This window comes from Rahnella perminowiae (assembly GCF_019049755.1).
In the GTDB taxonomy this organism is placed as follows: domain Bacteria; phylum Pseudomonadota; class Gammaproteobacteria; order Enterobacterales; family Enterobacteriaceae; genus Rahnella; species Rahnella perminowiae.
Genome location: NZ_JAFMOS010000379.1, coordinates 1 through 6,643, shown reverse-complemented (window position 1 = coordinate 6,643; position 6,643 = coordinate 1). Strand labels below are relative to the sequence as shown.

The following is a 6,643-nucleotide window of genomic DNA, read 5'->3' as shown; positions in this document are numbered from 1 at the left end:
AGATATATTATCGGGGGGGAAAGAGCCTAATTTGAAATTTTTAGCGGCTTATAAAGACAAAAAGCAACGTATAAACGAAGTTAAACGTCATATCCCGGGGTTATACTACAGAGAATATCCGCTCACTTACTACAGGGATATTAAAGGGCTGGATGTTGAGAATGCATGCTCATCTAAGAAACAAGGGGTGATGATATCTGTTGATATGCACAGGCAAAAAGAGAATCCACATGTTACCGCTGCTATAAGAATGAGTGAGAGTCTGACTTATTTTCTTGATCCTAATTATGGTTTATATCGCATAGATGGCAAAGAGCCTAATAAAGAAATAGAGGCAATACTTTACCGCCAATATGGTCGTTTTTATTTCTCCGGGCAGATTGTCGTTAGTCAGTAATGCAGAGATTAACGGAGCCGCCGGTGAAGGTCTGTGGGTGTTATTCCCTGGCCTCGCAGATGTCAAACCGCTGACAGCGGGCAGGCCTGCCTGTCCGCATACTTTTAAGATAAACGCTTACAATTCGTGGCAAAAAAACGGCCAAATTCATATCGCTGAAAATTCTGTAATGTTATACCGTTACGACCGGTCAATTTCGCATTAACAGGTTTCAGGCCTGTTCTGCGGTTTTTTTTCCTTTGCCGGAGCGGACATGAGCACAGATAAGGCATCCGGGACTGATAACAACAGTAAACCACTGCGCTTTCAGTCAGCCGCCTCCCACACACATTGGCTGAGCGGGCTGATGAACGCCATCATGGTGATCAGCAGCCTGATGTACCTGATATTGCTGATGTTTTATCTGGTCTCACCGGAATCGGTCTGGCCGTGGGTGACCGGCAATATCATGGCCGCGATGTGGGTTTGTGCGGCCTCTCTGCAATGCGCGAGGCGCATCAGTCGCTGGCGTGAGCAACAGTTTGCGCCTGCCATTGACATGGCGGCTGAAACCATCACACCACATACCTCTTCCGGATTTTCTCAACGCCTGGCGTCCCGGTCATGGATACGCCCGGTTTTACGTTATGTCAACGCGCAGGTGTGCTTTCAGGCATTTCCCGCGTTAGCGGCACTATTACTTATCGCATTATTGTGGCGATTACCGTTACCGGCAAATGACGCCGGTGCTGCTGGGTATTTTGCCGGTACGGTATTCATTCTTTGCGCTTTTGCGGTGCTGGTTCTGGAGCGTCACTGGACGCTTAAAAGCCCGCTGGAATGGCCGGAAGCGGCAAAACTCGCGCCAATATTGCGTATGCTGATTGGCGTTTTTTTGCTGAGTGCATTAGCGCTGATGTTTGCCCATGGTGCTTCGGTGTGGCCGGCGCATCTGCTGATGTTTACCGGATTGTTACCGGGACTGGTGGCGCTGGAGCTTGTCCTGCGGGCGCTGATGGCGATGTTTTCGCCGCTGCGGGAGGGTAAAGAACCTGAGTTTATTGCGGGCAGTCTGCTGGCTGCACAAATTTGCTGGCCGCCGCGTCCGTTACAGTTTGTGCAAAACGAACTGCATCAGCATTTTGGTATCGATCTTCGTCAGATTTGGGCATTTCATTTTATGCGCCGTGCGCTGTTACCTCTGGCCGCAATTTTGTTACTGACCGGCTGGCTGCTGACGGGCATCAGCGAGGTGCCACTGACCCAGCGTGGGATCTATGAATCCTTCGGTAAACCGGTGGCAGTCAGGCAACCGGGTTTGCATGCCGGGCTGCCATGGCCTTTTGGCCGCACGCTGTTGGTCGATAACGGTGAGGTGCATGAACTTACCACGGGGTCAGAAGACGCTGCGACGCTCGCATCCGTCACGGTGGCTGACACCGCCGAAGGTCCGGCGCCGGAAAGTGCGAACCGTCTGTGGGACTCCGGCCACAGCAGCGACAAATCCCAAATTATCGCCAGCGCCGCGAACGACCGGCAAAGTTTCCAAATCATGGACATGGACGTGCGCTTCGTATACCGGGTCGCCATGAACGATGATGCTGCCATGGCAAGCCTTTATCACACCGCAAATATACCGGTGCTGATCCGCAGTATTGCCAATCAGGTACTGGTACATGATTTTTCTTCGCGCACACTCGACAGTCTGCTGGGTAGCGAACAGACACGCCTTGCCGCTGACATTGGCCGGAAAGTACAGAGTCAGCTTGATCATCTCAACAGTGGCGTGGAATTGCTGGCCACAGTGATTGAATCTATCCATCCGCCTGCAGGTGCGGCGGATGCTTATCATGGCGTACAGGCGGCACAAATATTGGCGCAAAGCGCGATTGCCGGTGAGAAAGGGCAAGCTGCACAGCAACTGAATGCGGCACAGCAATTTGCCCGTCTGGCGCTGGATGCCGCCAGCGCCAAAAATGACGAAAATCGCGATCAGGCGCAGATCATGGCGCTGCGCTTCAACGCAGAAAATCAGGCATATCAGGCCGGCGGGCAGTCGTTCCTGACCGGGCGTTATTTCAGTCAGCTGACGCTGGCAATGCAGCAGCATCCGAAGGTGTTGATTATCGATCATCGTATCAGCGGCGGAACGCCACCGGTGCTGGATCTGAGAAGTTTTACCCTGCCATTTACGCCCGCAGCGGATAAAGCGGCGCATTCTGTTAAAGCGGAGACTACCCGGTGACTGATTCCCCACAACCTGAAGTCCACGGACATGATCATGACGCACATGGTGGGCATCATCACGGCGCCGGCCATCACCATCATCATTCCGGGCCTGCAACCCCCGGACTCTGGCGGCGGGTCACGATTGCCGTTGTCCTGGTGGCGCTGATTGCTGCCACAGCCTGTCTGGTACAGGTGCGTTCCGGTGAGGCGATGGTAATTACGCGCTTTGGTAATCCGGTGCGTGTACTGCTGCAACCCGGGCTGGCGTGGCATCTGCCTGTGCCGCTGGAAACGGCGATCCCGGTGGATTTACGTATCCGTACAACGTCCAGTGGCTTGCAGGATGTCGGCACGCGTGACGGGCTACGGATCATCGTGCAGGCTTATACCGTCTGGCAGGTGAAAAACGATTCCCAACATGTACAGCGTTTTATCCGTGCGGTACAAAATCAGCCGGATATCGCCGCCGCGCAGATACGCACCTTTATCGGCTCGGCGCTGGAAACCACCACCAGCGGTTTTGCGCTGGCTGATCTGGTGAACACAGACGCCGGCAAAATCCGCCTTTCCGGCTTCGAACAGCATTTGCATGATCAGATTGCCCGTCAGTTGCTTGACAGCTACGGCATCGAACTGGTGCAGGTCGGCGTTGAACGCCTGACATTGCCGTCGGTCACCTTAGATGCCACGGTAGATCGTATGCGGGCAGAACGCGAAACCATTGCCACCGAGCGGTCTGCTGAAGGCAAGCGTCAGGCGGCAGAAATCCGCTCATCCGCTGAGCGCGATGCCCGCGTGATTAAGGCCGATGCATTGGTCAGCGCGGCCAATATTGAGGCGCAGGCGCAGTTGGAGAGCACGGCAATATACGCCAAAGCCCGGGCCGGTAACCCCGAATTGTACGATCTGCTGCGATCGCTGGACACGCTCAACAACGTGATCACGCCAGGCACTCAGCTGATATTGCGCACTGATGCGGCACCGTTCCGGCAACTGGTGGAAGGCCCGCCGTCATTACCTGCCGCCAGTAACGGGACGCCGCCATGAATCCGCTGTCCCGTTTTCACGGAAATGCGTGGTTTCAGGCAGGGCGTATGGCCTACCTGGCGCTGTTTGCCATGACGCTGATTGCGGCCGCAAACTGGCTGTTCTCTAATGTCCGGCAGATAGCACCGGATAAGCGCGCGGTGGTGATGCGCTTCGGGGCTGTTTCGCGTACGGCGGGGGCCGGGTTGTTGCTGGCGTGGCCGGAACCGCTGGAACATGTTGAAATTTTGCCTGCCGCCGACCGGGTGATCGAACATCACGTTACGGCTTTGCTCAGAGAGAATATTGTGCCTGCCTGGAGCAATACCGGCGGTGAGAAAAATGATGCTGTCGCAGGTGCGGGGTATTTACTGACCGGCGATTCCGGCGTGGTTCAGCTGGATGTGCAGGTATATTACGTGATAACCGATCCGGTCGCGTTTGTCCTGCAAGGGGAACATGTATTACCGGCGCTTGATCGTTTAACCGGGCATGCGGCGGTCGCGATTTGTGCTTCCCGTGATCTGGATACCATTCTGGTCGCCCGGCCGGAAATGGTGAGTAACGGCAACTCTGTTGCAGAACGCCGTGAGCGGCTGCGTGGTGATTTACGTCAGGCAATTAATCAGCAACTTGCCGCGCTGACGGCGGCGGGCAGTAGCCCGGGGATCGAAGTCCGTCGCGTTGATGTGCAATCTTCACTGCCACCGGCGGCGGTTGATGCCTTTAATGCCGTACTGACGGCCAGCCAGCAAGCGGAACAGAACATCGCCACTGCCCGTAACGAGGCCGCACATGTTCATCAGGAGGCGGTTCAGTCGGCAGATCGTGCCGTGCAGGTTTCCCATGCCAAAGCCAGCGAGCAGATCGCGCGCGCCTCAACGGATACAGCAACCATTGTACAACTGGCTAACGACCACTCGCCTGAATTGCTGTGGCGTTTATGGCGTGAACGGATGCCGGGGATCCTCGCTCATGCCGGCAGCGTCACGGCTGTTGATCCCCATGACGACGCGCATCTGATCCTGCCGGGGCCAGACCGTCCATCATCTCAACCCTGAGGTATTGCTCCTGTGACTTCTTTTTCTTCTGAAGAACCGCAAACATCGCCGGCAAAAAGTGTGCTGTTAACGCGTCATGAGCAACGAAACATGGCGGTGCAGTTACTTCTGGCAATGGCGGCGTTTGGTCTGTTGCTGTGCGGCTGGATCTGGCAGTGGTTGTTTGCGCAGCAAAGTGACATCGGGCAAATTTTATTTGGTGTGGCGTCACTGCTGGTGGCGGTTCCGGTGCTGCGCTCGGCCCTGTACAGTTTACGCAGCCCCAGCCTGCATGGCGTTACCGATCAGCTGATTGCGCTGGCGATGTTGGGGGCCTGGGCTACGGGTGATCTGATGACCGCGGCACTGTTACCGGGCATTATGATTTTGGGTCATATTCTAGAAGAGCGCAGCGTTATCGGTTCGCAGGAAGCCATCAATGCACTCAGCCATCTGACCCGCAGCCGCGCCAGGCGGATGTTGCCCGGCGGTGAGATTGAGGAAATCGATAACCACCGGTTGCGAACCGGTGACCGGATTGAAGTGCGCGCCGGTGACCGGTTACCCGCCGATGGCCGCGTGTTAACGGGCAGCGCCAGCCTCGATACCGCACCGATCACCGGAGAATCAGTACCACAGGAAGCCCGCGTGGGTGACGATGTGTTCGGCGGTGCCATTAATCTCGACGGATTGCTTTGCGTTGAAGTCACGCGCACCGGTGCGGATGCTACGCTCGGAAAAGTGATCGCGTTGATGCAAAAAGCGGAGCATGCCAAACCGCCGATCACCCGTTTGCTTGAGCGTTATGCCGGGCAATACCTGATGCTTATTCTGCTGATTGCCGCCGCGACCTGGTTCGTCACGCAGGATGCCCATTCCATGCTGGCGGTGCTGGTGGCAGCATGCCCCTGCGCGCTGGTGCTTTCCGCACCCGCGACGGCAATAGCCGGTATCGCTGTGGCCGCGCGTCACGGCATTCTGATCCGCAGCTCGGCATTTCTTGAGGAACTGGCGGATCTGAATGCCATCGTGGTCGATAAAACCGGCACGCTGACGCACGGTGAATTGCATTTGCAGCGTACGGTTCTGGCCGGACAGGAATCTTCTGACGCTGTGCTCTGTCTGGCAGCCAGTCTCGGTGCCGCGAGCAGCCATCCGGTCAGCCGTGCGCTGGCGAAGTTACTGCCGCGTGAACAATACTTGCCGCTGGAAGATATATCAGAACAGCAGGGGATGGGGGTGCGTGCGCGAACGGCGCAAGGCGAGGCCCTGTTAGGGCGTCCGGCATTTTTCAGCCGGAATACTATCCCGGTGACTGCCGAACCTGAGCATGACGGACCGCTGGTCGGGCTGGCGCTAAACGGGCGTTTTCTCGGCTGGTTACTTCTGTCAGATTCTTTACGGCCTGAGGCGCTAACCGCCTTAACCGAACTGCGTCAGTTGGGGCTGCAACGACAGCTTCTGCTAACCGGTGACCGCGCCAGTGTGGCTGAGCGTATTGCCAGTGAGCTGGGCATCAGTGATGTGGTCGCGCAGGCCTTACCGGAAGATAAACTGCATCAGGTATCAGCGGAAATTGCGCAAGGATTCCGGCCGATGGTGGTCGGTGACGGCATAAATGATTCTCTGGCGTTAAAAGCAGGCGTTGTCGGCATTGCGATGGGTGCGGGCGGTAGCGATATTGCGCTGGCCTCCGCCGATGTGGTGCTGATTGGCAGTGATTTGCGTCGTCTCGGCACCTGTGTCCGCCTGAGCCGGGCGTGCCGTAAAACGCTAAAAATCAATGTGTTCATCGGGCTGGGCTGGACGTTGTTAGTGATGGCTGCTGCCGCCACCGGTTTACTGGGCGTAGGCGGTGTGCTGATTGCGGCACTGCTGCATAATCTGAGTACCTTGCTGGTGCTGGGCAATGCCGGACGTTTGCTGCGTTTTGACGAACCACTTTAGATAAATTAATGGAAAATAAAACGGG

Annotated in this window: 5 protein-coding genes; all 5 read left to right on the top strand. The window is 56.2% G+C overall.

The annotated features are described in order from the left end of the window. A partial coding sequence (locus J1785_RS04795; protein WP_217218935.1) for a hypothetical protein occupies positions 1–397 on the top strand: 397 nt, incomplete at its 5' end. A 253-nt stretch (positions 398–650) separates the two neighbouring features. Further along, positions 651–2,621, top strand: a complete 1,971-nt coding sequence (gene hflK, locus J1785_RS04790) for a protease modulator HflK (RefSeq protein ID WP_217218934.1) — start codon at positions 651–653, stop codon at positions 2,619–2,621. Next, a complete protein-coding gene (gene hflC / locus J1785_RS04785; RefSeq protein WP_217218933.1) occupies positions 2,618–3,652 on the top strand; it encodes a protease modulator HflC in 1,035 nt (344 codons plus the stop codon). The genes hflK (J1785_RS04790) and hflC overlap by 4 nt, the downstream gene beginning before the upstream one ends. Next, the gene (gene hflK / locus J1785_RS04780; RefSeq protein WP_217218932.1) at positions 3,649–4,692 is read left to right on the top strand and encodes a protease modulator HflK; all 1,044 of its coding nucleotides are present in this window, start codon (positions 3,649–3,651) and stop codon (positions 4,690–4,692) included. The genes hflC and hflK (J1785_RS04780) overlap by 4 nt, the downstream gene beginning before the upstream one ends. Before the next feature lie 12 nt (positions 4,693–4,704). Continuing rightward, positions 4,705–6,618: a cation-translocating P-type ATPase gene (locus J1785_RS04775; RefSeq protein ID WP_217218931.1), complete on the top strand. Its 1,914-nt coding sequence runs from the start codon at positions 4,705–4,707 to the stop codon at positions 6,616–6,618. The last annotated feature ends 25 nt before the right edge of the window (positions 6,619–6,643 follow it).

What these genes read in the sequence shown, in the direction of transcription:
- hflK (WP_217218934.1), top strand. Translation starts at nt 651, where the DNA reads ATGAGCACAGATAAGGCATCCGGGACTGATAACAACAGTAAACCACTG.
- hflK (WP_217218932.1), top strand. Translation starts at nt 3,649, where the DNA reads ATGAATCCGCTGTCCCGTTTTCACGGAAATGCGTGGTTTCAGGCAGGG.